General features: G+C 60.1%; 28 protein-coding genes. 9 read left to right on the forward strand and 19 right to left on the reverse strand.

The genetic code is table 11. From position 1 onward, the window contains the following. Nucleotides 1–29 precede the first annotated feature (29 nt). From FMN63_RS02000 to FMN63_RS02025, 6 genes are all read right to left on the reverse strand, one after another. Entirely contained in the window at nt 30–704 is a 675-nt protein-coding gene (locus FMN63_RS02000) for a ZinT family metal-binding protein (protein WP_148582262.1), read from the reverse strand. Nucleotides 705–1,006: 302 nt separating this feature from the next. After that, the gene (locus tag FMN63_RS02005; protein WP_148582263.1) at nt 1,007–1,585 is read right to left on the reverse strand and encodes a glutathione peroxidase; all 579 of its coding nucleotides are present in this window, start codon (nt 1,583–1,585) and stop codon (nt 1,007–1,009) included. 93 nt (nt 1,586–1,678) lie between these two features. Beyond that, complete coding sequence (locus tag FMN63_RS02010) at nt 1,679–2,245, reverse strand: DUF1190 domain-containing protein (RefSeq protein ID WP_148582264.1); 567 nt, start codon at nt 2,243–2,245, stop codon at nt 1,679–1,681. Between the two features lie 92 nt (nt 2,246–2,337). Further along, the gene (locus FMN63_RS02015) at nt 2,338–2,748 is read right to left on the reverse strand and encodes a DUF350 domain-containing protein (protein ID WP_148582265.1); all 411 of its coding nucleotides are present in this window, start codon (nt 2,746–2,748) and stop codon (nt 2,338–2,340) included. Nucleotides 2,749–2,768: 20 nt separating this feature from the next. Then, nucleotides 2,769–3,416 (reverse strand): DUF2491 family protein, encoded by a 648-nt coding sequence (locus FMN63_RS02020; protein WP_148582266.1) that lies wholly within the window; start codon nt 3,414–3,416, stop codon nt 2,769–2,771. Beyond that, nucleotides 3,397–4,452 (reverse strand): potassium channel family protein, encoded by a 1,056-nt coding sequence (locus FMN63_RS02025; RefSeq protein ID WP_148582267.1) that lies wholly within the window; start codon nt 4,450–4,452, stop codon nt 3,397–3,399. The genes FMN63_RS02020 and FMN63_RS02025 overlap by 20 nt, the downstream gene beginning before the upstream one ends. A gap of 163 nt (nt 4,453–4,615) precedes the next feature. Here FMN63_RS02025 and FMN63_RS02030 point away from each other — a divergent pair, with 163 nt between their 5' ends. From FMN63_RS02030 to FMN63_RS02040, 3 genes are read left to right on the forward strand one after another with little or no spacing between them, the layout of a single operon-like run. Next, nucleotides 4,616–5,056, forward strand: a complete 441-nt coding sequence (locus FMN63_RS02030; protein WP_148582268.1) for a YjfI family protein — start codon at nt 4,616–4,618, stop codon at nt 5,054–5,056. Nucleotides 5,057–5,089: 33 nt separating this feature from the next. Next, nucleotides 5,090–5,761, forward strand: a complete 672-nt coding sequence (locus tag FMN63_RS02035; protein ID WP_148582269.1) for a PspA/IM30 family protein — start codon at nt 5,090–5,092, stop codon at nt 5,759–5,761. A gap of 15 nt (nt 5,762–5,776) precedes the next feature. Next, a complete protein-coding gene (locus FMN63_RS02040) occupies nt 5,777–6,943 on the forward strand; it encodes a glutathionylspermidine synthase family protein (RefSeq protein ID WP_148582270.1) in 1,167 nt (388 codons plus the stop codon). A gap of 143 nt (nt 6,944–7,086) precedes the next feature. Here FMN63_RS02040 and FMN63_RS02045 read toward each other — a convergent pair whose 3' ends face one another. From FMN63_RS02045 to FMN63_RS02055, 3 genes are all read right to left on the reverse strand, one after another. After that, a complete protein-coding gene (locus tag FMN63_RS02045) occupies nt 7,087–7,269 on the reverse strand; it encodes a hypothetical protein (RefSeq protein ID WP_148582271.1) in 183 nt (60 codons plus the stop codon). A gap of 271 nt (nt 7,270–7,540) precedes the next feature. Beyond that, on the reverse strand, nt 7,541–8,026 hold the full coding sequence (locus FMN63_RS02050; RefSeq protein WP_148582272.1) for a flavin reductase family protein: 486 nt from the start codon (nt 8,024–8,026) through the stop codon (nt 7,541–7,543). Then, on the reverse strand, nt 8,026–9,117 hold the full coding sequence (locus FMN63_RS02055) for an LLM class flavin-dependent oxidoreductase (RefSeq protein WP_162854973.1): 1,092 nt from the start codon (nt 9,115–9,117) through the stop codon (nt 8,026–8,028). Before FMN63_RS02055 ends, FMN63_RS02050 begins: the two co-directional genes overlap by 1 nt. 121 nt (nt 9,118–9,238) lie before the next feature. Here FMN63_RS02055 and FMN63_RS02060 point away from each other — a divergent pair, with 121 nt between their 5' ends. Beyond that, nucleotides 9,239–9,769, forward strand: coding sequence for a winged helix DNA-binding protein (locus tag FMN63_RS02060; RefSeq protein ID WP_148582273.1), 531 nt, complete (start codon nt 9,239–9,241; stop codon nt 9,767–9,769). A gap of 215 nt (nt 9,770–9,984) precedes the next feature. After that, nucleotides 9,985–10,500: a GNAT family N-acetyltransferase gene (locus FMN63_RS02065; RefSeq protein WP_148582274.1), complete on the forward strand. Its 516-nt coding sequence runs from the start codon at nt 9,985–9,987 to the stop codon at nt 10,498–10,500. Here FMN63_RS02065 and FMN63_RS02070 read toward each other — a convergent pair. Continuing rightward, complete coding sequence (locus FMN63_RS02070; protein WP_148582275.1) at nt 10,484–11,764, reverse strand: CynX/NimT family MFS transporter; 1,281 nt, start codon at nt 11,762–11,764, stop codon at nt 10,484–10,486. The genes FMN63_RS02065 and FMN63_RS02070 overlap by 17 nt on opposite strands. Beyond that, entirely contained in the window at nt 11,761–12,438 is a 678-nt protein-coding gene (locus FMN63_RS02075; protein ID WP_148582276.1) for a FadR/GntR family transcriptional regulator, read from the reverse strand. The genes FMN63_RS02070 and FMN63_RS02075 overlap by 4 nt, the downstream gene beginning before the upstream one ends. A 374-nt stretch (nt 12,439–12,812) precedes the next feature. Between FMN63_RS02075 and FMN63_RS02080 the strand changes: the two genes are divergently transcribed. Next, nucleotides 12,813–13,646, forward strand: a complete 834-nt coding sequence (locus FMN63_RS02080) for a hypothetical protein (RefSeq protein WP_148582277.1) — start codon at nt 12,813–12,815, stop codon at nt 13,644–13,646. Between the two features lie 64 nt (nt 13,647–13,710). Here the strand turns inward: FMN63_RS02080 and FMN63_RS02085 are convergent, their stop codons facing one another. Beyond that, the gene (locus FMN63_RS02085) at nt 13,711–14,745 is read right to left on the reverse strand and encodes an aldo/keto reductase (RefSeq protein ID WP_148582278.1); all 1,035 of its coding nucleotides are present in this window, start codon (nt 14,743–14,745) and stop codon (nt 13,711–13,713) included. A gap of 16 nt (nt 14,746–14,761) precedes the next feature. Continuing rightward, the gene (locus FMN63_RS02090) at nt 14,762–15,949 is read right to left on the reverse strand and encodes an MFS transporter (protein WP_148582279.1); all 1,188 of its coding nucleotides are present in this window, start codon (nt 15,947–15,949) and stop codon (nt 14,762–14,764) included. Nucleotides 15,950–16,049: 100 nt separating this feature from the next. On the opposite strand from FMN63_RS02090, the gene FMN63_RS02095 reads away from it, so the two are divergent. Beyond that, the gene (locus FMN63_RS02095; protein ID WP_162529961.1) at nt 16,050–16,955 is read left to right on the forward strand and encodes a LysR family transcriptional regulator; all 906 of its coding nucleotides are present in this window, start codon (nt 16,050–16,052) and stop codon (nt 16,953–16,955) included. Between the two features lie 161 nt (nt 16,956–17,116). Then, nucleotides 17,117–17,947, forward strand: coding sequence for a protein NO VEIN domain-containing protein (locus FMN63_RS02100; RefSeq protein WP_148582280.1), 831 nt, complete (start codon nt 17,117–17,119; stop codon nt 17,945–17,947). Nucleotides 17,948–18,000: 53 nt separating this feature from the next. On the opposite strand, the gene FMN63_RS02105 is transcribed toward FMN63_RS02100, so the two are convergent. Both FMN63_RS02105 and FMN63_RS02110 read right to left on the reverse strand, forming a co-directional pair. Then, on the reverse strand, nt 18,001–18,621 hold the full coding sequence (locus FMN63_RS02105) for a ferric reductase-like transmembrane domain-containing protein (RefSeq protein WP_148582281.1): 621 nt from the start codon (nt 18,619–18,621) through the stop codon (nt 18,001–18,003). 19 nt (nt 18,622–18,640) lie between these two features. Next, the gene (locus FMN63_RS02110; RefSeq protein WP_148582282.1) at nt 18,641–19,129 is read right to left on the reverse strand and encodes a peptidase associated/transthyretin-like domain-containing protein; all 489 of its coding nucleotides are present in this window, start codon (nt 19,127–19,129) and stop codon (nt 18,641–18,643) included. A 328-nt stretch (nt 19,130–19,457) separates the two neighbouring features. Between FMN63_RS02110 and FMN63_RS02115 the strand changes: the two genes are divergently transcribed. Continuing rightward, entirely contained in the window at nt 19,458–20,177 is a 720-nt protein-coding gene (locus FMN63_RS02115) for a DUF2161 domain-containing phosphodiesterase (RefSeq protein ID WP_148582283.1), read from the forward strand. Between the two features lie 160 nt (nt 20,178–20,337). Here FMN63_RS02115 and FMN63_RS02120 read toward each other — a convergent pair whose 3' ends face one another. The 4 genes from FMN63_RS02120 to FMN63_RS02135 form a co-directional block, all read right to left on the reverse strand. After that, nucleotides 20,338–21,048 carry a polyamine aminopropyltransferase gene (locus FMN63_RS02120; protein ID WP_148582284.1) on the reverse strand — a complete coding sequence of 237 codons (711 nt, stop codon included), beginning with the start codon at nt 21,046–21,048 and terminating at the stop codon, nt 20,338–20,340. 137 nt (nt 21,049–21,185) lie between these two features. Further along, the gene (locus FMN63_RS02125; protein WP_162529962.1) at nt 21,186–22,349 is read right to left on the reverse strand and encodes an MFS transporter; all 1,164 of its coding nucleotides are present in this window, start codon (nt 22,347–22,349) and stop codon (nt 21,186–21,188) included. 259 nt (nt 22,350–22,608) lie between these two features. Next, nucleotides 22,609–23,607 (reverse strand): aldo/keto reductase, encoded by a 999-nt coding sequence (locus FMN63_RS02130; protein ID WP_148582286.1) that lies wholly within the window; start codon nt 23,605–23,607, stop codon nt 22,609–22,611. A gap of 446 nt (nt 23,608–24,053) precedes the next feature. Then, nucleotides 24,054–24,767: a hypothetical protein gene (locus FMN63_RS02135; RefSeq protein ID WP_148582287.1), complete on the reverse strand. Its 714-nt coding sequence runs from the start codon at nt 24,765–24,767 to the stop codon at nt 24,054–24,056. Nucleotides 24,768–24,775: the final 8 nt, after the last annotated feature.

The raw sequence follows: 24,775 nt of genomic DNA on the forward strand, positions 1-24,775 counted from the left end.
GCATCATCGGTTTCAGCCGGTATGCGGCCTTAATGCGCCGTCATTTCATGGACGATTTCGTCACCGTTCAACGCCGCCGGATAGTAGGTTGGCCAGTTGGTCAGTTCCTTCAGGATCTCCGCCCGGTCCTCACCCCAGTAAAGGTGATAGTGATCGGCTTTCGAAGGGGCGATCCGGTGGTCGCTGAACTGGATGAAGGCCGGAGCGTTGTCATCGCCCGCGGTTTTCTTGAAGATGAAGCGGACGCCGCGGTTGCCTTTCTTGTAGGTCAGGACTTCCAGGCCGTCGGCAACATACTGCCCTTTGAAGGCGCCGTTTTCCGTCTGAAAGGTTACGCTGTCCGCATCGATCACGATCCGGTCCACATCGGTGCGATAGCCCGCCTCGTAGTAGGCTTTGTACTCTTCTGCCGATTTGCTGCCGTGTTCGGCCTTATGTGCCATTACCGGGTCCAGTGTCCCGTCCTGCAGGTAGGGATAAACGGATTGCCACTCGCCTTGCCAATCGGTCAGCAGGCGCGGCTTGATCTGGCTATCCTCGAAATAGCCCTTGGAAATCTGCCGCTCTGCATCGCTTGCATGATCGTGCGAATGGTCGTGTTTTGTCGCTGTGTCCTTGGCGCTCTGCGCCAGTGCGGGGCCGGCCACGAAAAGCGTCGTTATGACCGCAAAGGCGCCTGCCAGCCTGCCAAAACGTGATTGCATGGATGTGATCCTCTGATGAAAAGGGGAGGGAAAGTGGGAATTGATTCGTAACGTTATTACATTACTTGGAGCTACCTAACGCACCGCACGTGGTGAGGCAACGTCAAAGACATAATTTCCACACGGGGCAGAAAGCCGGAGCCAAGGAGGAGGAGGGGAGCCACCGGGTAAAGGAAGACAGTGAATGGCCTCTTTCAAAAACCAAGTCCTCTCGCACCCGGTTGCTCGGAGGAAAACTGCGGCAGTGACGGGCGAGAGATTCTATAGTTTTGAAGCGGTGAGGTGGGGAGCTGCGGGGGCGATCAGGACCCAGGCAAGACTTTTTCGATCGCGGTTGTTACATCCGGCGCGGTCGGGGGCACTGGTGTCGGAAACCAGGCAACAATGCTGCCGTCAGGCCCAACCAGATACTTGTGGAAGTTCCAGTAGGGCCGCGCCATGGGGCCGAGTTCGCGGGCAGCCCAGAGGTAAAACGGATGGGCCCGATCACCCTTCACCACCGTTTTGGCGGTCAGCGGAAATTCCGCACCGTATTTGGCCTCACAGAACTTGGCGATGTCACCATGGGCCCGGGGTTCCTGGCCGCCGAAATCGTTGGAAGGGACACCGAGCACCAGCAAGCCACGGTCTGAATAGGTTTCATGAAGTTTCTGCAGGCCGGCCAATTGACCACTGAAGCCGCATTCCGTTGCCGTGTTGACGACCAGCACCGCCTTGCCGGCGTAGTCCTTCAGCGCAAGCGGTTCGCCATAGGGCATTTCAAAGGTGAAGGCATGGGCCGTCTGACCCGCCCCACTCTGCTCATCGAGGTCCTGGGCCTGAACGGCGGTAGAGACCAACACTGCCGCCACGTACAAAACGAAAGAGTACAGCCGGAACATTTCAACATCCTTGCGGTTTGAAAATGCTACGCGCAGGGTTTGGTGTCAGATCACTGACCCTGGACACGGCGGCGCCAACGCCAGTGGGGGCGGTTATCCGCCCCGGAAACCGGAACTCGACCGGCTGCCGAACCCGCCGCGCGAGGCGATGGAGGTCCGTGTCTGGACCTTTGCCGGCTTGGGCGGCGTCTTGACGGCGTCGTCATAGGTACGCCAGCTGCCACCGCCATAGCTACCGACGTAATAACCGCCGGATGTGTAGTACCGTGAGCTGCCGCGTTCCGAATAGATCGGACGGACATTGCTCTGGATCAGCTGGTTGGTCACGGGACCGGTCAGCGCCCCTGCCAGGAAGTATCCTGCCGGAAACGGCGTGTAGTAGGACGACCCGTTGCTGGCAGTGTCATAGGCGCAGGCATTGTTGCCGTGTTGCTCGTTGCACAGCTGGACAGTTGAGTAGCGCGGACCCGAAGCCCTGTGGATTGCCTTGCCAGCTGTAATTGCCTCGGCACAAACCTCGTCCGGAACATAGTTGTCAGCGACACATTCCGCCTCGGTCTTGTAGACCTTGCCATCCAGTGTCGGTTCGTCCGAACAGCCCGCAATGGTCACGGTTGTTGTCGCCATGACCATCAGCTTGATCGACTTGGAGCGTTTCATGAATTTTCTCCCGACCTTCTAACGGTCTGATGAAATGCTTTGCATGATAAGGCCTGGAGCACCGGCGCACGACCGTGCCCGAACCGGCCTGGTCAGTAGGTGATGCAGGCGGCGTTCAGCAGACCGACCGTGAGTGAAATGGCAGCAAGATTGGTGCTGATCGCCATCTCGCCACCCTTGATACGCTCCGTGACTTTCGGAAAGAACCGGCGGAAGACCTGATAGACGACAAGCTGCGCGGCGCAGGCGATGATGCCCCAGACGATGAAGTCGAAGATGCTCACCGAATTGGCCGCGGCGCTGGCCAGCGGCAACGAAAAGCCGAGAAACGCCCCGCTGAAGACCACTGAAGCGGCAACGTTGTTTTCCTTGATCAGGGCCATTTCGTCATGTGGCGTCATCACAGTATAGATTTTCATGAAAACCAGCAGCATGACGATGGCTGTAATGAAATAGGCAATAAACGGAACGATGCCTGAAAGGGATGCCTGAAGGTCTGCCATATGGGTCTCCACTATTCAGTTCAGACAGAAAAATTATGACGTTCGAGCGGGAACCCTAGCATGAACGCGACACTGCGTTCCGCATTTTCCGGCTCTTCCATGTTGACGAGCAGCATTTCGTCCCGCCCGTCCTGCAGGGTTCGGGCAAAGAGCATGGCTGTCTGGAAAATCTTCCGCCTGCCGCCGCCTTCGCGGTCGTCGCAGACTTCCTCCCAGTAGGTCATGGGGTCTTCGGGAACGGTTGAGGTGTCGAACCAGGCGCGCTCGAAGCGGTAATCCTGGCCGTCGCCCGGCAGCGAAAAACTGGTCTGGCGGATCGCGGTTTTCACCCGGTTCCATTCGGCATCGCCGGACGGGTACTGCACGTCATAGAAATACCAGAGCATGATCTCGTCGACACGCTCGTCCTCCGCGCCGTCGCCGCCCTGAAACTGGATCAGAAAACGGTCGTCATCGGGATAGAAACGATGCATGTGCGATTGCTCGCCGAGATCGCAATGGCCCTGGGCGGTGATCATCAGCGTTGTGTCCGGCCGCTCGATCAAGCTGTCAGTCGGCAGAAGGCGCAGCGCGATGGGGTCAAAGGAGATGCCCCGCCCAATGGTCAGACCGAGAATTTCCGGCGGCTGCCAGCCTTTGGCTTTCCTGTTAAACAGTGATCCGAACATCAGCTCCCCCAAGGCCCTTCTCGATCTCGCCCGCCGCGAGACGTTTGTTCGCGAGATAATAGATCGAGCCGCCTGTTTTCAATGTCTTGGGGAAAGGCCTGAACAGGAAATCCGGATCGTCCGGCTGGGAAACCGCGATCAGCGTGCCCTCGGCACTTGAAAGCGCCTGTTCCAGTTTGTCGGTTTCCGTACCGGCGCCGCTCTCGACCACGGCCGAATAGATGGTCGCGCCGAGCCCGGCCGTCGACAGCGCCATCAGGATCTGGCCTGCGCCTGGATCCTGCGCCGCCCGCACCAGCGCCTCACAGGCGCTCGAGACGACCGGTTCGATATGGGCGAGCTTGCCTGCGCGGCGCGCGGTGTCCCGGTCCTCGAAATAGGCTGCCACGTGCACGGTGTCGTTCAGTTCGCGGATGGCAAGGCAGGTGTTGAAGGTTTCCGCATCCGAGCTGGCATAGACCAGCACTTTCTGCGCACCGGGAATGGCCGCGCGCCGCAGCGACTGCAGTGCATCCATGCGTTCGGCCCGGATCAGCCGCACCCCTTCTGGCACTTCCACATTCTTGGAATCCGCAAGCAGGATAATCTTGTCGTCGCCGTCCTGGCCGGCGACCAGGTTCTCCACCATCAGCGGAGTCTTGTCCCGGTGGTAGCCGACAATCACCGTGGCGTTCTGCACCCGCTCATAGTTTCCGTTGCCGTCAGCCATACGCCTCACTCCTTCCACAAGGACACCCGTCAACCGGCCCAGGACGGCGGAGAAAATCAGCAGCGCGCCCGGAAAGAACCAGAAGGCTGCGACCATCCGGCCCGCCTCCGTTGCCGGCGACAGATCGCCGTAACCGACCGTCGAGGCGGTCGTTGCCGCAAAATAGATGAAGGTCAGCGGATTGCCTGTCAGGCCTGTTTCTCCGGCCAGGAAAAACAGGATCCAGGAAATCACCATATAGGCGCAGATCATCGTCGCAAGCAGCCAGAGCTTGAGCTCGAGGACGTGCTGGTAGAGCCGGGATATGATGAGTTGCAGGATTGGCACCGCTGAAATCTGCCCCCTGTTTCGGTCGCGGGCTACCTTGACCAGCCGTCGCCGCCTTGTCAATTCGCCATAGCTTTCCGAATAATCGCTTGAAACGGGTAGACGGGGCTTCTACTTGTTCGGTGCCGGATTTCGGCACGAAATTATAAATGGAGGGCTTTGGATGAGTACGCGGCAATCTCCCTGGACACTTGCGGAGCTCAAGGAAGCTCTGGAGCAGTCGGACTCCTTCGGAGAAGGTGAAATCGGCTGCGTGATCAGCCCGGACCAGCCCGGCGTGCTGGAAGTCCAGCTTCAGTCGGCCGGTGGGATCACCCTGTTCATGGTTGTCAGCGAAACCCAGATCCTGACATCCACCGTCCTTTGGCCGTGCGATGCCCAGGACGATCCGGCTTCCTTCGAAGCGATGATGCTGCGCAACCACAAGAAGCTGCTACCGCTCTGTGCCCTGTCCATCGATAAGATCGACGGACGCGAATATTATGAGCTCTTCGGCGCCATGTCCGTGAGATCCGCCCTCGATTCCGTCGAGACGGAACTGCGCACCATCGCAAACAGCGCTCTGGAGCTGGCCTCCGACGTCGGCCCGAAGGCCGTTGCCTGATCCCGTTGCCAATTTGAAGAAGGACATTTGAAGATGAGTGTTTGGGGCAAATTGATTACGGCGTTCAAGGGCCACGCCCACAATGCCGCGGAGTCCGTTCAGGACGCCAACCTGATGACGATCCTGGAACAGGAAGTCCGCGAAGCCAAGCAGGCGATCGGAGCGGCCAAGGACGAAAAGGCGCGCATGGCGGCCAACCGCAAGCTGAAGGAAAAATCCGTCGCCGAGCTGATGACCGAGATCGAACGCCGTACGGAAGCCGCCCGCAACGCCAAGGCACAGGGGGACGAGCCTCTGGCCATCGAGATTATCGAGAGCGTTTTGAAGTTGCGCGACAAGGCGGAAGCAGACCAGGCTCTGTTCGACCAGTACAAGTCCACCGAAGAGCGGATGGACAGCACCATTCGCCAGTCGATGAACAAGATCGAAACCCTTCAGCGCAAGATGGAAAGCGCCAGGGCCAACGAAGCGTTGATCAAGGCACAGAAGGCAGCGTCCACCAACACGACTGCCTCCGATGGCCGGCTGGCCAGCGCGGTCGACAGCCTGGCCCGCCTGGAACAGCGCCAGGCTGAACAGCAGGCCATGCTGGAAGCGGCCGAAGAAGATGCGCGTCAGGAAAGTGGTGCCGATCTGGAAGCCAAGATCAAGGCTTTGGAAAATCCGGCCCGCAACGACGTGCAGGCTCTTCTGGCCAAGCTCTGACGCTTTGCCTACAGCATGAAGCGGATCGAAGTTCCTGAAAGACCTGGGTGGAAGGAAGAAGCCGAGAAGCTCGGCTTCGGCTTTCACACCATGTATGGCGCGCCGTACTGGGACGAAACCCACGCCTATCAGTTCAGCCTGCGCGAGATCGAGGACGACCTGGAAGATCCCTCCCAGGAGCTTTACGGCATGTGTCTCGATCTGGTCGACCGGGCCGTACGTGACGACGCGCTTCTGGATAAAATGGCGATCCCGGAAAAATACCGTTCCTGGATCCGCAATTCCTGGGAACAGCAGCAACCGTCGCTCTATGGCCGTTTCGACTTCTTCTACGACGGCAGCGGCCCGGCCAAACTTCTCGAATTCAACGCCGATACACCGACAGCGCTATACGAGACCGGCTTCTTTCAGTGGATCTGGCTGGAACAGCAAATGGCGGCTGGCGTTTTGCCAACCAACAGCGATCAGTTCAATTCCGTGCAGGATCGCCTGATCGAGCGGTTCGCCGCCATGTTCGCGCCCGGCTATCACATACACTTTGCCTCGTCGAAGGATCACGATGAGGATCGTGCCACGGTGCGCTATCTCGAGGACTGCGCCAGGCAGGCAGGACTGATACCGCATTTTGTTGCCGTGGAAGAAATCGGCCTTGATACGGAAGGCCGCTTCGCCGACGCCGACAGTTTCGTGATCGACGCGTTGTTCAAGCTCTATCCGTACGAGGATATGCTGCGCGAGGACTACGGACCTTACCTGCCGGATGCGCCGATCCAGTTGCTGGAGCCGCCCTGGAAAGCTCTCCTGTCAAACAAGGCCATCCTGCCGGTTCTGTGGGAAATGTTTCCGGACCATCCGAACCTTTTGCCGTCTTACTTCGAGGGCGAGGCAGATGAGACGTTCTTGATAAATGCGCATGTGCGCAAACCCTTTTTCAGCCGGGAAGGCGCGAATATCACGGTGCGCGGGGCCGGGGGCGAAGACATCAGCACGCCGGGAAAATATGGCGCTGAAGGGCACATATTACAGGCGTATGCCGAGCCGCCGAAATTTGGCGACGATTATGTCATGATTGGGTCGTGGATCATCGGCGGTCAGGCATCGGGCATCTGCTTGCGTGAGGATAAAGCGCCCGTCACACAGGACCTATCCCGTTTCGTACCGCACTTGATTTTGGAATGGTGATCGTCCGCTGGGACGCGAACTTACGTGAAACCGACCCGGCGGCCGGGCCGCCATGATGGGTCGTTCTTATTATTCCGGGCCTCACGGCCGCCGGTCGGTTCACCGGCAGGCTAACTCAGCCTGCCGTAAGCTCCGGGCCTGCGTCAGCTGCGGCCGGCTGCGACCGATTTCGGCGGCGCCATGCCGTCGTCCGGCTCCTGTCCGAAGAAGGTTCCGCCGAGCTGTCCGCCGGCGTTGGCTTTGTCGGCGACCCGCTTGATCTTGTCCGCCTCCACTTCAGCTTCCTTGCGAAGTTTCGGGCTGAGGTCGTTCATGGAAAGGTCCATCTGGTCCTCCTGTATCTGTTGTGGGTCCACTGAAGTAACGGACAGCAGCCAGAATGGTTCCCTGTCTGGTGCACAGGGAGCTGGGCAAACGGACTTTCAGAAGGAAGACATGCTCTGAAAACCGCAAGAATGAGGGACCTTCGGACACCTTGCAGCCGCGGAGAAACGTTTCAGATATTTCCGGAACGCCGGGCGGAGAGACGCTCTTGGGTAAAAGGTCCGGTCTTCTCCGCCCGCAGGCTTTCTCTACAGCGGCCTGGTGCCAAAACCCCTACAAGGGGTGGAAGGCCCCGTTCCAGTAAACCAGTGCGCCCTGTGAGCGGCCTTGCCGGATCGCGCGCACCTTGCCGATGACAATCGAGTGGGTGCCCCGGTCGATCATCTCCTCGACTTCGCAATCAAAAGCCGCCGGTGCATCTTCCAGAAGAAGAGCTCCCGTTTCCGCCGTACGCCAATCGGCTCCGGCGTACCGATCTGCACCGTTGACCCCGCCGAACCCGGAAAAGTTCTCGGCAACCGTCCGGTGTTCCGGTCCGAGCGAAGACCACCCGAACTTTGGGTATTTCTTCAGCAGGGGCCAGCTGGAGGAGGCCTTGTTGACACAGGCCAGCACCATTGGTGGATCGGCACTGAGGGACATGGCCGACGTGACGAGGAGCCCGGAAATTTCCTCTCCCTCGCCAACCGTGATCACGGAACAATTGCCCACCAACGCCCGCATGGCGTTGGTGAAATCTTTGGCCGGTACGGGATCCATCACCGGATACCGGCTTCCGCAAGCAGAGGCAGAACGTTGTCGCGGAAATAGGGGAACTCCTCGACATAGTCGACAAAGGAAAGCGTCGTTCCGGCAAAGCCGGTTTCGTGCAGTTTGAGGATGCCGTCGGCAACCTGCCGCGGTGTCCCAACCAGGGGAAAGCCGCCGTGGCCCATGGCGAACAGGTTCTTGATCTGGGCCAGCAGGTCATGCGGAAACGACTGCGCGTGCGCGAACTGAAGGTTGACCAGATTGTCCACCGCTTCCCAGTCGGCCAGATCGCCCATCAGCCGGTCCCGAAGGGCGGTTGCCTCTTCCTCGGTCTCGCGGCAGATGACGTGGCTGAAGGTCAGAACACCAACATCACGCCCTTTCTCGGCCGCTTGCGCTTTCAGTTCCTTGATTTCGTCAACCGAGCGGGTGAGGTCGATGGCCGGGGTGAACAGGTAGTCCGCATTGTCGGTGGCAAAGGTGCGTCCGGTTGTCGAGCCTGCCGCGTTCAGAATGGGCGGGCGACCGCTGACGGGTTTGGGCTCTCCGGCGACATGCTTCAGGTTGAAGTACTTGCCCTCCCAGTCGAAATACTCCTTCGAGGTCCAGAGCTTTTCAACCACATCGAACCACTCCTGGGCGTAGCCGTAGCGGGTTTCATGATCGTCGGGCAGGGTCAGGCCCAGGGCTTCGTATTCCGGCTTGTTCCAGCCCGCGACAATGTTCAGCCCCGCGCGGCCATTCCCCACCTGATCCATCGTTGCGATCTGCTTGGCCACGACCACCGGATTGTTTGCTGCCGTATGCACCGTGGCAAACACAGTGATGTTTTTCGTCGAGGCCAGCAGCGCGGTGGCCCAGGTGATCGTTTCCAGAACGCTGCCGTGAAAGTCCGTCTCGCCGCCGTAACCGATCCAGCGGGCAATCGGCAGCATGAAGTCGATGCCGGCATCGTCCAGCATCTGGCCGAGTTTCAGGTTGTTTTCCCAGCTGTTGACCCATCGCGACGGGGATTTGGTGACCGTCATTCCGGACGAGCAGTTGGACGAAAACGTCCCGAGTTTAAAGCCGTTCTTGTCTTTCATCATATTGGTAGTCATGGATCCCCTCCATTTAGGATAGATTTTCAATTGTATTTTTTATTTAACGCTATGTGGAAAATCGCCCTTCCGTCAAACGGAATCGCAGCTATATTCGATTTGTAAGACTGAAGAGGGATCGATGACCGGCAAGTCGGACGACCAGAAACTCAACTATCACTGGCACCTGTCGGAGAACGATGCGGAGGTCATTTGCACGGAGCTGGAATTCGCGTTGATGCGCTGCTTCGAAGCCTTTGGGCGCTGGCAGACAGAGTGTCTGGCCTCTGTTAGTGACGTCGGGGCGACCGGCCCGGAAAACGCGCTGCTGCATATCGTGCGCATGAACGACAGAGCGAAAAGCATCAAGGAACTGGCTCGTCTCACCAACCGGGACGATATTCCGAACATACAGTATTCGATGCGAAAGCTTGTGGCTGCGGGCTTGATTGAAAAACAGGGCTCTGGCCGTTCGGGCGTCACCTATCAGGCGACAGCGGAAGGCAAGAAGATCACCGATGACTACGGTGCTGTCCGCAAGCGGCTGTTGATTGAGCAGATCTCAAGCCTGCCCGAGTTCGATACCCGCCTGAAAGAGGCGGGCCAGAGCCTGAACATCCTGGCGGGCATATACGAAGAGATTTCCCGCATCGCCGCGACGTACCGCCGGTGATGCCGGTTGCTGCACACTTCGGCACCTGTCTTCCGGACCGGTAAGCGCCTTGTGCGCACAGCCTTGATCGCAACAAGCTGACCGGCTGCGCCAGCGTCGGAACCGGCCCGGCCCCTTGGACACGCAGTGTTGATCGTCCGGCAAATGAGTTGTCTTGATCGAAGCCGAAATTTTGGGTGCAAGAGGCGCTGGCCAGTTTCAGGAGACGCCAGCCCATGCCCAGTCCAAGTCAGCCGATAATCGAGTTTGTGCGCCTGCCGGACATCGCTCTGGAGGAGTTGGTCGCGCATATGTCCGATCCGCGTGTCGGCACGCATATGCCGCTTCTGACGGTCGCCTGGGATCAGGACGTCGCTGCAAAATTCGTCTCGGCCAAGGAAGCCTGCTGGCAGCGCGACGGGCTTGGTCACTGGGCTTTTCTGGCAGATGGCCGCTATGTCGGCTGGGGCGGATTTCAGAAGGAAGGCGAGGAGTGGGATTTCGGCCTGGTGCTGCATCCGTCAGCCTTCGGCCTCGGCATGCCGATCACCAGAAAAGCGCTGGCCTTTGCGAATGAAGATCCGCGTATTCCTTTCGTCAGCTTCCTGCTGCCGCCCTCCCGCCGGAACCTCAGTGCTCTGCGCCGCATGGGGGCGCGTTTCATCGGTGAGACCGATTATGACGGCAATCGTTTCCTGAAATACCGGCTGGAAACATCAGGCTCTGCTGGCAAGGTCAGCCAGACAGCTTGACCGTCTCCACGTTGACATGGCTTGCCTTTCCGGCAAACCAGCCGTTGATCGCAGCGCCAAGGCCAAGCGCCACGAACAGCGCCGCGCTCCAGGCAAAGCTTCCCGTCCAGCTTCGGATAAGACCGACGATCAGCGGACCGACGGCCGCAAGCGTATAGCCGACACATTGGGCCATGCCCGAAAGCTGTGCGGCAGAATGGGAATCCTGCGTTCGCAGGACAATGACGGTAAGCGCCACCGCAATCAGTCCGCCCTGACCAACGCCCTGCAGCACCGCCCAGATCCAGACGGTGGACAGCGGCGCGAATTGCAGGCCGAGCAGCGCCGTTACCGCTATGACGCAAAGAGCCACGTTGATCACGCGCTGGTCCTTGCCGCGAACGGCAAGATGCGGCGCGATCAGGCAGGCGGCAGCCTGCACCATCACCGACACGGACACGATGGCCCCGGCGGTGACGCCGTCCAGCCCACGGGCGCGCAAGATCGGCACCATCCAGCCGAAGACGCAGTAGGCAAGGGCGGATTGCAGCCCCATGAACAAGGTGACGTGCCAGGCCAGCCTGTCGCCCCACATGCCTTTCACGGCATACGTTGGGCCTCTGGCCCGCTTGCGTGTTGCCATCACCTGCGGAAACCACAACACCGCCACCACGAGCGCCGGCACCGCCCAGACCGCAAGCGCGGCGTCGACGGAGCCGCCAAGGGCTGTTTCGAGCGGAATGGTCAAACCCGCGCCCGCGGCGGCGCCCGCGCACAGCGCCATGGTGTACCAGCCGGTCACAAGGGCGGCCTTGTCAGGAAAGTCCCGTTTGACGAGACCGGGCAGCAGCACATTGCCCACGGCAATGCATGCGCCTGCCAGTGCGGTTCCGAGAAACAGCAACGGCACGGACGACGCACCGCGCGCCGCCGTGCCAAGGGCCAGCAGAAGCACGACCGCTAGCAAGGTGCGTTCGGTGCCGATCCGGCGGGCAAGGCGTGGGGCCAGCGGCGAGAACAGGCCAAGGCAGACAACGGGCAGCGTCGTCAGAAGGCTTGCGCCGGTGGGTGACAGACCAAGGCTCTCGCGGATTTCCGGCAGCAGCGCCGAAGCGCTGGAAAAGACCGGGCGCAGATTGAAGGCAATCATCACCAGGCTGGCACCCAGCAGAAAGCGCACCAGTCCACTCTGCGCGGCGGGCTGTGGTTGTTCAGTGGAAACGTCGATGTCTTCGGCATCGATCAGTTCGATGGAGCCCGGATCGATTTCAGAGGCCTTGCTCATGAGCCGAGCAGTCGTTCGAGGTCTCTCAGCACCGGGGCCATAAACCGGCGGACGGCGGCTTCGGCCTGCTCTGGATCGCCTGTCTCGATGGCATCGATGATGGCGGCATGGGCGGCCATGTCCGGTTCCTGCAGGTCTGTCCCGAGCGTCGCTTCGATTGTTTCGCTGATCAGGCAGGAAAAGAACTCGTACATGTTGACCAGCACGGTGTTTTGCGAGGCGGCGACGACAGCCCGGTGAAAGGCGAAGTCGCGCTTGATGAAGCCGGCCTTGTCTTGGCCATCAAAGTTGCCCCGCTCCGCCAGCAAGCGGCGCAGGTCCGAAATCACTTCCGGCGTCTGGCGATGGGCTGCCAGCCGGGCAGCCTCCGCATCCAGCGCCAGTCTGGCCTCAAACTGGTCGCGCAAGGTGGCCCGCCGTGCCATGGTCAGCGGCCCGATGGTATCCACGACCGACAGAACATAGGTTCCCGAGCCCTGCCGGGTTTCCAGATAGCCTTGTGATACAAGCACGCGAACAGCCTCGCGCACGGTACCGCGGCTGATGGAAAGCTGCGCCGAAAGCTGGGCCTCATTGGGCAGCTTTTCCCCCACAGACCAGCGATTGCCCACGATTTCCGCCCGGATTGCCTCGGCCGCGCTGTCGACGAGGCTGGTTTTTGCCAGAGATTGCATCACAAGTTACCAAATCATCAGATGACTTGATCATACGGCTGGTGGTGAAGCTTGTCTATTGGCGAAATTGCATGGGGTGGACACATGTTGTGCCGGAGCCGGCCTGGCCGAACGAAAAATGTGTCCGGATCGAAGGCCACTGGATCATCGGTTGTTTCGCGCTGGGCTCAGAGCCCTGGTTCAATCTTATCAGTCGAGCTCTATCAAAAGGTGTGACGCCGCGCACTGGAACAATGATAAATTGTGTGACGTGGAAGACAGACGCATTCGCCGGCACCGTGGCTATTTGGCTGCACCGGCAAGTCAACGAGAGACGCCGAATACGCATGCTGCTTCAGGGGCCATTGAGGGGGCCTAACCATGGGAGAGTGAATGTGGCCGAGTCTTTTTTTCTGCCTTACGAATACGTCGATGTTCTGACCAACCCGGGCCTGCAGACCAGCGCTGGCCGGGTCAAGCTCACGCAGTATCTTTGCAAAGACCGCGGTAACGGCGGCAATGACAGCGCAACCAGTTTTTTCAAGAATTTTCGCTGGATCAAGGACCCCCACGGCATCACGCTGAACCAGCATGTCGGCGGCCGCGAGATCGATCTGGCACTGAAAGGTCAGGGAAACGACAAGACATTCGTCAAGATCTGGAACTTCATGCTGAAGAACAAGGATCTACTGGACAAATACAAGGTTGAGGTCTGTGGCCGTGCCAACAAGGACGGCTCCAAGGACGTCGATCAGACCGGAAAGATCAAGAAGCTCTATTTCGACAAGATGTCAGACCAGGCAGCGTTGCAGCAGATGGTGCAGGACCGCTTTTTCGGCATGGACTGCATTGGGTTTATCGCCAATTTCCTGATTTTCACTGGAGAATGGGACAAATACTACGGCGTCTCACCCAAGCGGTACCCGGATCATGTAGCCAAGATCAACATTGATGACATCAACGAGGTCAAGCCACTCGATTTCATGGTCTGGAACGGACATGTGGCAATGGTCGACTGGGTCTGGGATGTAATGGACGACAAGCGCGCCCGCATCGACATGTGCCAGAGCTCCAGCGGGGGGCCGCAATGCAACGAATACGTGATCCTGCGCCGTACCGGTGGCAAGGGGCTCAAGGGCGGTTGCGAATTCACGATCGACGGTGGCACTCCGGCCCCCCCGGTGCGTGGCCATTTCACCATCTGGCGGCGGGAAGGGTTCTGGTATTGAGCAGGAAGGTCCACTGGCGCGACAGGTTCACGCATTCACCTGTCGCGCCGCTCTTCCGTGCTCTTCAGACCAGGGATGGATTGAGCTGTGCGAAAGCGTCCTGCCTTTGATAGGGAAAATGCGGATAGGGCGCCGTTCGCGCACTTGAGGCATCCAGACGGGCAATCTGCTCGTCCGTCAGAGCCCAGCCGGTCGCCCCCAGATTGTCGCGAAGTTGCGCCTCGTTGCGCGCCCCGATGATAACTGACGCCACAGTTGGGCGTCGAAGCAGCCAATTGATCGCCACTTGCGGCACTGTCTTGCCGGTTTCTTCCGCAATCGCATCGAGGCTATCGACCACCGAGTAGAGCAGATCGTCCTCGACGGGTGGTCCGAAACTTGCGGTCTCATGCAATCGGCTGCCTTCGGGGATAGGGTTGTTCCTGCGGATCTTGCCTGTAAGCCGGCCCCAGCCAAGCGGGCTCCACACCATGGCGCCAAGGCCCTGGTCCGCGCCGAGCGGCATCAGATCCCACTCATAGTCCCGGCCGACAAGTGAATAATAGACCTGATTGGCGACATAGCGCGGCCAGCCATATTTTTCTGCAACGGCGAGCGATTTCATGATCTGCCATCCGGAGAAGTTGGAAACCCCGACATAGCGGATCTTCCCGTCGCGGACGAGCTGGTCAAGCGTGGAAAGCACCTCCTCAACCGGGGTGAAGGCATCGAAGGCGTGCAGTTGCAGAAGATCGATATAGTCCGTCCCAAGGCGCTTGAGAGCGGCCTCGACACTCCTGATCAACCTGAAGCGTGAAGATCCTGCCTCATTGGGTCCATCCCCCAGTGGAAGGCTCATTTTCGTTGACAGGAGCACCGCGTCGCGGCGGCCCTTGATCGCTTCACCGAGCACGTCTTCCGAAGCGCCTTCGGAGTAATTGTCGGCCGTGTCGAACAGGTTGACGCCGGCCTCAAGGCAGATATCGACGAGACGTCGCGCCTCTGCGATGTCCGTTGTACCCCAATGACTGAAGAGCGGGCCGGAGCCGCCGAATGTGCCGGCACCGAAGCTGAGGGCGGGAACCTTGAGCCCGGAGTTTCCCAGATAACGAAAGTCCATGTCGATGGTGTCCTTTTTAGCTGGCAGTCTGGTGAGTGGAGATCGGGGAGCGGACGTGCCGCCGCTCAATCGCGAAGGAGGCAAGCGCGACCGCGATGGCGAGGAGGGGGAAGCCCGCGGCGACGAGAGGCAGGTTTTCCAGTCCGGGCCCATGGGAGATGGCGATGCCACCAGCCCAGGCCCCGAGCGCATTGCCAAGATTGAAGGCAGCGATGTTCAGGCTGGAGGCAAGGCTTTCTCCGGCACCAACGGCCTTTGACAGAACCCAGGACTGAAGCGGAGGAACCGTCGCGAACCCCGCAACGCCGAGCAGCGCCGTCAGCACCACGGCCGCGATCTGGTTTTCAAAGGCGGCGGACATGATCGCCAGAACGAGCGCGAGGGTCGTCATGCTGCCGATAAGCGCTGTCTTCAGTCTGAGGTCGGCAAGTTTCCCGCCCAGCAGGTTCCCGGCGACCAGGCCGCCACCAAAGATCAACAGGATGGGAGAGACTGCCGCGTCGGCAAATCCGCTGACCTGCGTCAGCAACGGGGTGATATAAGTGAACAGGGTGAAGACGCCCGCAAACCCCAGAACCGTGGTCAGGAATCCGAGCAGGACGGTTGCGCGTGTCACGGCCTTCAGATCGGCCCGCCAGCCGGATGGAACGGGACGCGAGCGATCCGCGGGGACGAGCAGAAGGAGCACGGCCAGCGCGGCCAGGCCGAGCAGTGTCACGGCCCAGAAGGTCATGCGCCAGCCGAACTGCTGGCCAAGCCAGGTTCCAGCTGGCACGCCAAGGATGTTGGCGAGCGTTAGCCCGGTGAACATGATGGCAATTGCCGACGCCTGCTTGTCCTTGCCGACCATGGAGGCAGCGAAGACCGAGCCGACACCGAAGTAGGTGCCGTGCGCGAGGGCCGTGAGGATCCGGGCCGCCATCAGCAGGCCGTAACTTGGCGCGAGTGCGCAGGCAGCGTTCCCGATGATGAAGATCACCATCAGGCCGACCAGCACGCGCTTCCTGTTCCAGGTCGCGGTAAAGACGGTCAGGATGGGGGCGCCGACCACCACACCGAGGGCGTAGCCGGAAATGAGCATTCCCGCCGAAGCGACCGAGACACCAAGATCGCGGCTGACCTCAAGCAGAAGGCCCATGACGACGAATTCTGTGACGCCGATGCCGAAGGCTCCGGCAGCCAGTGCATAAAGGGCAATAGGCATTGTGGGTTCCGTCCAAGACATTTTGATGGACGGAACCTAGACAGCAATCCTATCATGAACTATACGCCTGAAATGAATAAGATAAGTGAATTGAAATCATATGTCGCGTGCCAGCATTAACCGCAGCGGTGAGATGGAGGTCTTTGTCCAGGCAGTCGAACTGGGTGGGTTTTCCCATGCGGCCAGGCAACTGGGGATGACCCAGTCCGCTGTCAGCAAGCTGATTTCCCGGCTGGAGGCTCGGCTCGGCGCAAGGCTTTTCAACCGGTCCACTCGACGTCTGGATCTGACGGCCGAAGGCTGCGTCTTTTACGAGCGTGCGAGAGAAATTCTCTCAAGCATCAATGACGCGGAACGGCAGGCAGGAATGGGCGAGCAGCCTGTTGGCCGCATCCGGCTGAACACAAGCGCCTCCTATGCGACCCACGTCCTTGAGCCGGTCCTGCCTCTGTTCCTTGAGCAATATCCCGATATCTCCCTTGAGATCGTTCTGACCGACGCCTTGATCGACCTTCTCGCGGAGCGGACGGATGTTGTGGTGCGGGCGGGGCCGCTCAAGGATTCCAGTCTGGTTGCGCGCAAGCTCGGCGAAACGCCAATGCTGATCGTCGCTTCACCTGACTATCTTCGGCGTGCCGGAGAACCGGCCAGCGTCGCGGATCTGGAAGGACACAGGAAAATCGGCTTCAACTATCCACGGGAGGTCGACACCTGGCGCTTTCTGCGGGACGACGAACCGATAGCGGTTTGCCCTCCCGGCCGCGTTCAGGCCAGCGACGGCGAGGCCATCCGCCGGCTGGCAATCCATGGTCTGGGCCTTGCCCGTCTCGCCGGCTTTACCGTGCGCGACGACATCGCCGCGGGACGTCTGAAACCGGTTCTTGAAAAATGCTACGCAGACGACAACGAGTCCTTCCACGCCGTCTACACTGGTCAGGGCGGCCCTCTGCCCGCGCGCGTTCGAGTGCTGCTGAACTTCCTCGCCGAACATGGCACCGTGGCTTGAGGACTGCAGGATGCGCTTATGCGGCAACGATTGGGGAAACCTCGGCATTTGAGAGGGGCACTTTCGTGATGCTCAGCAAGATGGAATTTGACCTGAAAAGAAGCATAAGTCTTTGAAGTTTCATGAATGACACAACTATCGCGCTAGACTAATCTGCCTTCATGAGTTCCGATGATTGGTCAGATACGGAAAATGACGCCGTTGTGGCGTCTTACTTCGCGATGCTCAGCGACGAGCTCGCAGGCCGGTCGTATGTCAAATCCAACCACAACCGGCTGCTTCAGGAGCAAATCGGTCGTACACGTGGTTCGATAGAGTTCAAGTATTGCAACGTTTCAGCCGCTGCCAAGGGATTTGGGCTTCCGATTATCAAGGGATACCAACCTCGTTTCAATTTTCAGATGGCACTGGCCGAAGCGATTTCGCGATGGTTGGCAAGACAACCAGAGTGGGAAACAGGGCTGCACAATCCTCTCAGCTCTGAAATGGCCGAACCGCCCACACTCTTCGTCGGTGTGGCCCCCACGCTCAGAAACACGCCACCGCCGGAAGAAACGGAAAAATTGCAAGCTGTCGCGCGACGCTTCGATATCGCTGGGCGTGATGAGCGGAACCGGAAACTAGGTCGTGCCGGTGAAGAAGTTGTGTTTCATCGAGAGCGTGCTCAACTAAAGGAACTGGGTCTCAATGATTTGGCGAGACGAGTTCGTTGGACCTCGCAAGAAGACGGGGATGGCGCAGGATACGACATCCTCAGTTTTACGCCTGACGGAAGAGAGCGGCTTATCGAGGTAAAAACGACAAACGGCTGGGAACGCACGCCGTTTCATATATCTCGGAATGAATTGGAAGTTGCCAATGCACGTCGCAATGACTGGTACCTCTTCCGCCTCTACGAATTCGCGAGGAGCCGAAAGGCGTTTGAAATTCGGCCGCCATTGGAGGCGCACGTGGCGCTTACGGCTACAAGCTTTCAAGCCAGCTTTGGGTGATGGGTGTGCGTTGAAGTGCCGTGTTGCCTAATCATCCTGGCATAGCTGGGCCATCATGAACCAGGCCCCGACCCGCGTGAACGCCTCGCCCAGATCTTCAGGTCAAAAATCACCTTCACCGTCGCGGCCACGGCCAGCGCGCAAAGGGCGGCTTTGGAGAATGTCTCCATCGTGCCTTCGATCAACAGCGCATGAACCACGCTGCCGGTGACGATCACCATCGCCAGCAGGGTGTGCAGCCGGCGCCAGAGGCGGGGAGACAAGGCAAGACTCCGCCGGAACGCGGCAAGAAAGGCTGCGGCGAAGACGGCCCACATGGCGATGACACCCCAGACGGAAAACGGTGTCGGCGATCTGAAGAGAAGGGCGTCGATCACGTCCGGCGGGCTGGTGATCCAGAGACCGCCGACGTGGAGGACAATCGCCACCACCAGCAAAAAACCGGTCCAGCGATGCAGGCGCCGTCCGCGCAGGCCCGTTGCGCCCGGTAGATAGCCACCGGCCAGCAAGGGCTGCAGCAAAAGCAGCACCATCGCCGCGATGCCGGCAAAGCCCGCCGCGATATAGACCGGCTGGCGCCATTGCAGCAGCGGGCTTGCCGCAGCTGCAAGGATCGGCACACCAACGATGGTTGCCAGGCCGGCCCATAGCAGGGGTGCGCGAAGGCGGCTCATGCCGTCGGGCAGCTCCGGATCAAGCAGCCTGCAGCACGAAATGTGCTTCCAGGCTGGTGTCGGCGGAGCTTTTCATCACCGGCCGCAGAAACACGGTTTCAAACGCGCCGCTATCATAGGCGAGATGTCCGTGAGGCTGTCCGAAAGCCGGAACGATCTGCGGCATTTCCAGGCGGAAGACGCCATCGGCATCGGTAAGCGTTGCGCCATGGCTGCGCTGGTCGCGCTCATGGCCCTCGGTCGTATGCGCCCAGATCTGTATGCGCTGGCCTGCCAGCGGGGCGCCGTCGCCTGCACGCCGCACGGTGCCGGTCATCCAGAAGCCGCCACCGCCGATCCTGTCGACAATTGGCGCGCCGGGCCGATAGTTGTTGGACCCACCCCGCATGGTAGGGGTCGGTGCCAGTCCTTTTGCACGGGCCGGGACACTCCAGCCAGATGCGCCCGTCACCAGAAAGGCGCTTCCGGTGAGGAGCAGGGTGCGGCGGGTCATGAGGCCGGTTGTCATCATCGATCTCCTGTCGGGCGTTTGGGCCCGGCGTCTCTCTGGAAGCCGGGCGCGTCCGATACACCAGTATAGGGCGCTTCTCGGCATTTCCGAGGCGTTCGGCCCGCTCACACCTTGCATCGTGCTCACACCTGCGTGAGCAGCCGTCCATCCGGTTTCCGAAGATCGTGCAAATGAAACGGCCAAAGAGAGATCAGGTTTCGGCCGAAAGCGGAGCAGATCAAGGCTCCTGTGTCTCTTGGAAAAGAAAGCATCTAACCCTTGGATTTCGCCCTGTGACCCCGGCCGGATGATTGCCCGCCCATAGCTTCGCACGTAGGATGCCGCCATGGGGCGCATTCTGGAAACCGAGCTCTACCCGCCGGTCAAAGCTTTTCTTGTTGCACAGGGATATGAGGTAAAGGCCGAGGTCGGTTCGGCCGATATCGTCGCCTGCCGCGATGGTGCGGACCCGGTGATTGTCGAACTCAAGACCGGCTTCACCTTGAGCCTGTTTCATCAGGCAGTGGTGCGTCAGTCGGTGACAGACGCGGTCTATGTTGCGGTTGCCCGGGGCAAGGGCCGGCAGTTTATCCAGTCGCTCAAGAAAAACCTGCAGCTTGCCCGAAGGCTTGGCCTCGGTGTCATCACCGTCAGGTTGCCCGATGGCGTTGTCGAGGTGCATCTGGACCCGGCGCCTTTCACCCCGCGCAAGTCCAAGCCGCGCAAGGATCGGCTCCTGCGGGAGTTTGCCCGCCGGGTGGGCGACCCGAACACCGGCGGCTCGACGCGCACAACGCTGGTGACAGCTTACCGCCAGGACGCGATCCGCTGCGCAGAGCATCTTTCCATCAACGGCCCCAGCCGCGGCGCGGATGTTGCCAGGGCAACCGGCGTTGCCACGGCAACCCGCATGATGGCCGACGATCACTACGGCTGGTTCGAGCGGGTGGAAAGAGGCATCTACGCCCTGACGCCCAAGGGACTGGCATCTTTGCCCGGGCCTGATGAGGCAACTGAGGAGAGGCCTTCAAAGGACACCCCTAAAGCCGGTCGATCGGCGCGGTGAGCGAACAATACTCGATGATGTTGCCGTCCGGCGCGAAGGTCGGCTTCGAAATGACCGCAAAAGCCTGCCGGCCTCTTCAAAACCGATGAAGACTTCCGTCTCGATTGTGGGGCAGCGCTTTTGCGTCAGATGCGACCGGACAGCCGCCCTTCGCGCCAACTCACCCCTTGCGCCCCAGATAGACCGCCTGGGTCACTTCACGCCCGTCCTGCAGGGGATTTGCGAAGACCACCGGTTCGGCCCAGGCCTCGCCAAACGCCTCACCAAGCAAGGCGGTGACGGCCTCGTCCGGGGCTTCGTCGGACCACAGCCCGACGATCCCGCCCGGCTTCACGAACCGCTGCACGGCACGCAGGCCCTCGGGCGTGTAAAAGCCTTTCGAGCCGCCGTGCAGCAGACGTTCCGGGGTGTGGTCGATGTCGATCAGAAGCGCGTCATACTGGCGGCCGGGCCTGTCGGCATCGAAACCTTCATCCGAGGCTGCCATGGCGAAGAAATCGCCCTGCACCAACCGGCAGCGCGGGTTGTCGGCAAGCTCGGTTTTCATCGGCACGAGGCCTTCCTCATGCCAGCGGATCACCGGCTCCAGCAGGTCGACCACGGTAAGGTCGGCAACGCCCTCGTGAGCCAGGGCGGCCTTTGCGGTGTATCCAAGCCCAAGTCCGCCCACCAGCACGTCCAGCTTGTCACCGCTGAGGGCTGCAAGCCCCTTGTCCGCCAGCGCGATTTCCGACGCGGTAAAAAGGCTCGACATCAGGTGTTCCTCACCAAGGAGGATTTCGAAGACGTCGGTCTTCAGGGCCAGGATATGCCGGCGGCGCAGGGATATCGCACCGATCGGTGTCGGGGCGTAGTCCAGTTCTTCAAACATAGCACTCATCCGGGCACCGTGACCGGTCAGCACCGTTTTGAAAAGGGATGTTTTCAGCTGAACTGGCGAAATATTTCACGCGCGCACAAGGGCAAGGCGGAAGCGCCTACAGCTGGCGGGAACTTCGCCGTCCTCGGTCAGGCCGGTGCCAGCTTGCGCCGGGCCTTGGCGAACAGGAACAGGACAAGAATGCAGAAGGCCGCCATGCCGGCTCCGGTGATCAAGGCGATGCCGGCGTTTCCGGTCCAGTCCGCCAGTTCCCCGGCAACCCGCGGGGCAACCATCATCACCACGTAATAGATTGAGAAAAAGACACCCATCCCGAAGGTTCGGCTCGCCGGCGGCAGAATGGACGAGGGCAGGGTCATGATCGGTCCGGCCGCAAGCGCGAACAGTCCGCCGACGATCAGAAAGACCACGGCAACGGCGAAGGGTGGCAGAACCGGCACCAGGGGCATCAGCACGGCAAAGGCGGCGAGGCTGACAGTGATGATCGCGTTCGCCCGGCCGGTCTTGTCGGCAAGGATGCCGCCAAGCGGCACAGCGATGGAAAAGACGACCATGAAGGCACTGATCACCGAGCCGGCCGCCGCCAGCGTCCAGCCCTGGTCCTTGAGCAGCGCGGGGCCGAAGCTAAACACCATGGCCAGTGCCGCGTTGTAGAGAGCCCAGATCGTGCTGGCGAGCACCAGGGCGTAGACGGGAAGCTGGGCGATCCGCAGGCTTGGTGCCGTCGTGGCGCCCATCGGCGAACGGTAGAACAGCAGGAGCAGAACCAGCCCCGCCAGAATGACCGCGGTAACGGCCCACCAGGCCAGGGTCAGATCGCCGGAGGCGGCGATCAGGGGCAGCGTGAGCAAGGCGGCGGCAATCCCCACGGGCCAGGAATTGATGAAGATAGCCATCGCGGTGGATATCTCCTTGCCGGCAAACCAGTCGACCAGCATCTTCGTCATGACGACGTTGAGGATGACCCCGCCGGCACCGGCCAGAAGCCGGGACCCCACAAGCACGTTCCAGTCCGTCACAAGGGTCGTCAGCCCGCCGCCGGCAAGCATCATGAGCATGCCGAGTGCAACCACGCGCTTGTCGCCGAAGCGCACGGCGATGGCGCTGCCGGGAATGGCAATGACGACACCCGGAGCCAGATAGAGGCCGACCAGCAGCCCGATGTCGGAAAAGTCCGCCGAGTAAGTGTCGATGATGAGCGGCGACAGGGCGCCGATCGACTGGAACTGGAAAGCCATCGTGAAGCGGGCAAAGAAAAGGACGGCCAGTATCAGCCAGCGGTTCGATAGCATGAACGTCCTCCCTTTCCCGCCAGGGTGCGGGGACCCTAGCAGTACACGGCTGTCCTTCAAGCGCAAGCTGCGCATTTGTGCGGACGCCGGCAAGGATGCGGCCTTCCCGGCGACGCTATGTGCTCACCGAAACTCCCGGCTCGGGAGCGGCCGCCAAGCCTGTTCGTGCGGATGCACGGCTCTGCACTGCTGCACAGCCCGGCTCTGCTGTGCGTCCGGTTTCAGGTGCACCGGCGCGTCGTTGGTCTGGGTGGTCAGCTCAGCAAAACCGCTCCGGCCCGATGCCTTGCGCTTCCGAGTAGCGGTCGCCGTGGACCCAGCCGACGGGCAGCACGGCCTCGATACGCTCCAGATCCGTTGCCGTGAGGGTCAGCGCCGCACCCGAGACGCATTCCCGCAGGTGCTCCACGGAGCGCGTTCCCGGGATCGGGATCACATGCGGTCCGCGGGTCAGCAGCCAGGCATTGGCCAGCCCCGCCGCCGTCGTGCCCATCTCCGCCGCGAGCTTGCGGAAGCCCTCCATAATGCGCAGGTTCTCCGTCAGGTTCGGCTCCATGAACCGCGGGTTGGTGCTGAGGAACGGCAGGTCGGCGATCCGCTCGCGCGGGATCGGATGGTCCGTCAGCAGCGAGCGGCCGACAGGCGAGAAGGCCACCATGGCAACACCAAGCTCGGCACAGGCCTGCACCAGCCCGAGATCGGGCGCGCGCGTGGAGAGCGAATATTCCGATTGAACGGCCGCGACAGGAAACACTTTCATGGCGCGCCGCAGGGTAGACGGTGCGATTTCCGACAGACCGATGGCGCGGGCCTTGCCCTTTTCCACCAGCCGGCCGAGATTGGCCGCCGTTTCTTCCGGTGTGAAGCGCGGGTCGCGGCGATGGGCGTAGAACAGGTCCACGCACTCCACGCCGAGCCGCTGCAGAGACTTGTCCAGCTCGGCTTCAAGGTGCTCCGCCGAATTGTCGAAGCTGCGGTTGCCGTCCGCATCTTTGGTGATCGTGGCCTTCGTCGCGATCACGAACTCGTCCCGCGCACCCGGATTGGCTTTCAGATAGGTGCCGATGGCGCTTTCCGATTTGCCCATGCCGTAGACATTGGCCGTATCCAGATGCGTGACACCCAGATCGCGGCAGGCATTCAGAATGGCATGGCTTTCCGTTTCGTTCGTCGGCCCGTACATGTCGGAAAAGGACATCGCCCCATAGCCGATAGCACCCACTTCCGGCCCGTTGGCACCCAATCTGCGTTGTTCCATGTGTCCCCTCTAAGCGCTGGAAAAGCTGAAGAGTTCTTTTCTTAAGCCATTGTCCCGGGCGCTGAAAGGGCGGAAGTGTCAGCTTGGCCGGTGTTGGTTTTCTGGTTAGGTGCGGCGAGGCCTTTTGGGGCAGGCTTCTCTGCTTTTGGGGGCGGAGCGGACATAGGCATTGGTCTTGTTCGATGGCGACTTCGCGCCGTCAAAACGGTTGTGCGAAAAGTTGGAAAAGCAACCGTCTGATTTGGCTGCACAAACTTCTGTACAGAACGAAGAACGCTATTTGTTGCAAAGGCACGGGTGGCGGGGTTCTTACGGCTAAACAAGCGATCGCAGTTTTGATTCTTTCTCAGGAGCTTTGAAGATCCGGCCTTCAAGCTGATGTTACGTTTCGTCCATCAAAGGATGAGAACGGCTTAAGTAGGGTAGCCTCCTTATTCTATGTGCAGTCAAGATCCCCAAAATCCAAGGTCGTGCCAGACTACGCACAACACACGCCCCGTGAAGGCGAGGCCTGGAATGGCGAGCAACAAAAAGCCCAGAGCATAAAACACCAGCACCAAGTAAACCGCGCCCCTCGCAGTATGTCTGTCCTGCACATTGTAAAAACTTCTCAAGACATCGATCTTGATGTGGTTACCATCATCCCTTTTAAGCGCGTCAGAGGCGGTTTTGAGGCTCTTATCTCTGTCCAGCCAAGGTGCCATTTGGATGAATGACGCCGCGACCTGAGGCCTGCGGGATCGTATCATCACATACATAGAGCGGAGATTTCGGGCAGAAACGTTGTCGATAACATTAACCACGTACTCGTTGATGTCGCGCGCACCTTTAACGACACTAGGTGCAAACACCTTGTATACGATGGTGCCCACGCCCAGAAGTAAGAGGCCGATGTATACTAAGTTTAGTCGCATGGAAAAGTCGATCCACGGCGCGCATTGGCCTGGCTTCGCCTGCTTTTCAAGTAACCCTCCAAGCCCACCGACATACTCTTCGATTTGTGGATGGTAGAGGATCATGTATCCGACGAATGGCGTACTCATCGTGATTGCGGCAGGCACACTCTGACCAAATCCTCGCAACAAATGCCAATTCAAGATCTTAACGCGCCAAGGTTCTGGCTGCCAACTTGATTTGCTTTTCATGGACTGATCGGACAATGACACAC

Source organism: Stappia sp. BW2 (assembly GCF_008107695.1).
GTDB lineage: Bacteria > Pseudomonadota > Alphaproteobacteria > Rhizobiales > Stappiaceae > Roseibium.

Bases quoted from the DNA above. Each gene is read 5' to 3' on its own strand.
- FMN63_RS02090 (WP_148582279.1), bottom strand. From the start codon at position 15,949: ATGCCTATTGCCCTTTATGCACTGGCTGCCGGAGCCTTCGGCATCGGC.
- FMN63_RS02115 (WP_148582283.1), top strand. From the start codon at position 19,458: ATGGGGCGCATTCTGGAAACCGAGCTCTACCCGCCGGTCAAAGCTTTT.
- FMN63_RS02095 (WP_162529961.1), top strand. From the start codon at position 16,050: ATGTCGCGTGCCAGCATTAACCGCAGCGGTGAGATGGAGGTCTTTGTC.
- FMN63_RS02005 (WP_148582263.1), bottom strand. From the start codon at position 1,585: ATGTTCCGGCTGTACTCTTTCGTTTTGTACGTGGCGGCAGTGTTGGTC.
- FMN63_RS02050 (WP_148582272.1), bottom strand. From the start codon at position 8,026: ATGGATCCCGTACCGGCCAAAGATTTCACCAACGCCATGCGGGCGTTG.
- FMN63_RS02125 (WP_162529962.1), bottom strand. From the start codon at position 22,349: ATGCTATCGAACCGCTGGCTGATACTGGCCGTCCTTTTCTTTGCCCGC.
- FMN63_RS02020 (WP_148582266.1), bottom strand. From the start codon at position 3,416: ATGTTCGGATCACTGTTTAACAGGAAAGCCAAAGGCTGGCAGCCGCCG.
- FMN63_RS02015 (WP_148582265.1), bottom strand. From the start codon at position 2,748: ATGGCAGACCTTCAGGCATCCCTTTCAGGCATCGTTCCGTTTATTGCC.
- FMN63_RS02000 (WP_148582262.1), bottom strand. From the start codon at position 704: ATGCAATCACGTTTTGGCAGGCTGGCAGGCGCCTTTGCGGTCATAACG.
- FMN63_RS02065 (WP_148582274.1), top strand. From the start codon at position 9,985: ATGCCCAGTCCAAGTCAGCCGATAATCGAGTTTGTGCGCCTGCCGGAC.
- FMN63_RS02060 (WP_148582273.1), top strand. From the start codon at position 9,239: ATGACCGGCAAGTCGGACGACCAGAAACTCAACTATCACTGGCACCTG.
- FMN63_RS02105 (WP_148582281.1), bottom strand. From the start codon at position 18,621: ATGAGCCGCCTTCGCGCACCCCTGCTATGGGCCGGCCTGGCAACCATC.
- FMN63_RS02120 (WP_148582284.1), bottom strand. From the start codon at position 21,048: ATGTTTGAAGAACTGGACTACGCCCCGACACCGATCGGTGCGATATCC.
- FMN63_RS02100 (WP_148582280.1), top strand. From the start codon at position 17,117: ATGAGTTCCGATGATTGGTCAGATACGGAAAATGACGCCGTTGTGGCG.
- FMN63_RS02085 (WP_148582278.1), bottom strand. From the start codon at position 14,745: ATGGACTTTCGTTATCTGGGAAACTCCGGGCTCAAGGTTCCCGCCCTC.
- FMN63_RS02045 (WP_148582271.1), bottom strand. From the start codon at position 7,269: ATGGACCTTTCCATGAACGACCTCAGCCCGAAACTTCGCAAGGAAGCT.
- FMN63_RS02010 (WP_148582264.1), bottom strand. From the start codon at position 2,245: ATGAAACGCTCCAAGTCGATCAAGCTGATGGTCATGGCGACAACAACC.
- FMN63_RS02130 (WP_148582286.1), bottom strand. From the start codon at position 23,607: ATGGAACAACGCAGATTGGGTGCCAACGGGCCGGAAGTGGGTGCTATC.
- FMN63_RS02040 (WP_148582270.1), top strand. From the start codon at position 5,777: ATGAAGCGGATCGAAGTTCCTGAAAGACCTGGGTGGAAGGAAGAAGCC.
- FMN63_RS02035 (WP_148582269.1), top strand. From the start codon at position 5,090: ATGAGTGTTTGGGGCAAATTGATTACGGCGTTCAAGGGCCACGCCCAC.
- FMN63_RS02075 (WP_148582276.1), bottom strand. From the start codon at position 12,438: ATGCAATCTCTGGCAAAAACCAGCCTCGTCGACAGCGCGGCCGAGGCA.
- FMN63_RS02030 (WP_148582268.1), top strand. From the start codon at position 4,616: ATGAGTACGCGGCAATCTCCCTGGACACTTGCGGAGCTCAAGGAAGCT.
- FMN63_RS02110 (WP_148582282.1), bottom strand. From the start codon at position 19,129: ATGACAACCGGCCTCATGACCCGCCGCACCCTGCTCCTCACCGGAAGC.
- FMN63_RS02055 (WP_162854973.1), bottom strand. From the start codon at position 9,117: ATGACTACCAATATGATGAAAGACAAGAACGGCTTTAAACTCGGGACG.
- FMN63_RS02070 (WP_148582275.1), bottom strand. From the start codon at position 11,764: ATGAGCAAGGCCTCTGAAATCGATCCGGGCTCCATCGAACTGATCGAT.